We start from the raw sequence: 2,291 nt of genomic DNA, 5'->3' as shown, positions 1-2,291 counted from the left end.
ACCCATGGAATGTTATAGGTCATATCGAGGGCTTGATAAGCTGCTGTTTCAATGGAAAAGATAAAACGACCTAAAGCTAACATCATGATGATTAATCCGAAAGGCTAGAAGCGATAGCCAAACGCTGTTGTTTGGCATAGTGTTCAAGGGCTTGATTGACAGCGTCTCTGATTTCGTCCTTGAGACCATTTGGTACTGAAATATTGAGATTTGTAATGGTTACACGCGCATCTACTTCAACGGGTTTGTGAACCGTAATAGGCTTTGGAGTTTTAAAGGCACCCGCTTTTGCATTTGTCGCCTGCATTTGTCCTGTTTCAACTATGCCTGTATTAAAACCGCTCTTGCCTTTTCCTGATGGAGCATTGGAAACAGTTGCTGTCTCAAGCATTCTTTTTGCTCGTGCATTGGTTTCATCGGTAAAGGTTTTAATGGTTTGGGTCGAAGTTTTATCAATTGTAGCACTAAATCCCAACTTTTCTCTCATCCAGTTTGGCATCCAACTGGTTAATGTGTTAATCATGCCGCTAAACCAATCGGAGAGAGCATTCCATTTGCTTTTGATGCCATCCCATAACCCTCCAATCAGATGGGCACCTGCATCCATGAGATTGACTCCAAACAACCACTCAATCAATGCGTTGATTTTTTTGGCAATCCAAGAGAGGGGCGAAAAGTTTTTAAAGAGCGTAAAGAGGTTATTAAAAACATTACTGCATAAATTAGCCAAAGAATTCCATAAATTGCGTAAGAAATTCATGACTGTATCCCAATTTTTATAAAGGAGATATCCAGCACCGACAAGGGCTGCAATGCCAGCCATTATCCAGCCAATAGGTGTGGTCATGATTGTGATACCAAGGGATATAAAAGCAGAACCAACGGTGGTTATTGCTGGAATGAGTGAAGCTATAAGCGTTACGGCAAGACCGGCAATTGCAGAAGCAGCCGGTATCATTGCTGCAATGAATGCTACGGTAAGAACTGCTCCAACTGCGGCTAAGGATGCAGCCATCCAACCATTGAGTTTGCCCCAATATTTATAGAGTGCAACAAGTGCTACAATACCGCCAATGAGCCAACCGATAGGGGTGGTCATCATCGTATAACCAAGGGTAACAAATGCGACACCAACCGCTGCTAATGCGGCAATGAGTGGACCAAAAATAAAGGAACCAAGGGCAACAAGACCTACCTTAAAGAGGGTTATTTCACCAATCAACGGCTCCATCCATTGAAACCAGCCTTTAATCCTCTCTGTAAGATCGCTGATGCCTCTTCTTAAATCAGAGGTAGGATTAAGCAAATCCTTGAAAGTTTGTTTTAAGGTTTTTGCCCAGCTTGCCACGGTTGTTTGGATAAGATCACGGTTTTCATCAATCAACTTTGAAAACGCATCAATCATATCATTGATCACGGGCATGAAACGTGCGCCAATAAAGCTTGCAATACCGCCTATTTTTTTCTTAAAGGCACCAAGCTTGTCACTTAAATCTGCTGCATAGCGTGCAACATCAGCACCTATCAGCCATTTTCCTTTTCTCGCCTTTGCAAAGAGTTCTTTAATAGGTGCCATACCTTGTGAAAGCATGGCAGCCATTTCTTTACCATCCCCACCAAACAACAGAGCAGCAATACGCTGCCTTTGTGCTTGATTTTTCATCTTACTCATTTTTTCAGTAATTTCTTCTAGTAAGAGAGAATTTGATTTGAGTTTACCAGAAGCATTTTTGACAGAAATACCAAGCGCTTCAAATCCCATAATGCCTCTTTGTTGTCCGGCATATGCTTGCGCAGAACGCCTATTTAAGGTTGCCAAGGATTGTTGAAAGAGTTCGGCGGAATATCCTGAATTATCGGCCGCATCTCCCCATAATTGAAGTGCTGTAACACTCATGCCTAAATGGTGAGATGCATGATAAAGACTATCGCCCATATGCATGGTTTTCATGGTAACGGCGGTTATACTTGCCACAAGACCACCCCCAGCAAGCCCTAGGACACCGGTAAAGACTGAAGCACGGCTTGCAGCTACACCAAGAGCACTTTGAACGCCATGAAGGCTTCTTGTCATGTTTTGTACAGCAGCAGAAAAGCGTGGAATACTCAAACTATGAGACAATTTCTTAAAATGCTCTTGTATACGTTTGAGAGGCTTGGTAAGTTGGTCTTCAAGAGACAACTTTACCTTTGCATCAGCAACTTTTTCACTCATTTTGTTTTATACCTTTCTGCTGCTTGTTTTCGCCAGAATATGAGTTCTTGCGGTCCATTTCCATCATCTCTGAAAG

The 2,291-nt window shown here is 42.5% G+C and carries 1 protein-coding gene and 1 pseudogene; both read right to left on the bottom strand.

Annotated features, from left to right (window positions below):
- Window positions 1–86: pseudogene (locus BN202_RS10510) on the bottom strand (phage tail protein); the annotation flags it as partial.
- A 5-nt stretch (window positions 87–91) separates the two neighbouring features.
- Complete coding sequence (locus tag BN202_RS08725) at window positions 92–2,215, bottom strand: phage tail tape measure protein (protein ID WP_019220265.1); 2,124 nt, start codon at window positions 2,213–2,215, stop codon at window positions 92–94.
- Between the last annotated feature and the right edge of the window lie 76 nt (window positions 2,216–2,291).

Source organism: Bartonella florencae (genome assembly GCF_000312525.1).
Lineage (GTDB): Bacteria > Pseudomonadota > Alphaproteobacteria > Rhizobiales > Rhizobiaceae > Bartonella > Bartonella florencae.
Note: the sequence above shows the minus strand (reverse complement) of the source record. Positions and strands in the feature narration are given on the sequence as shown.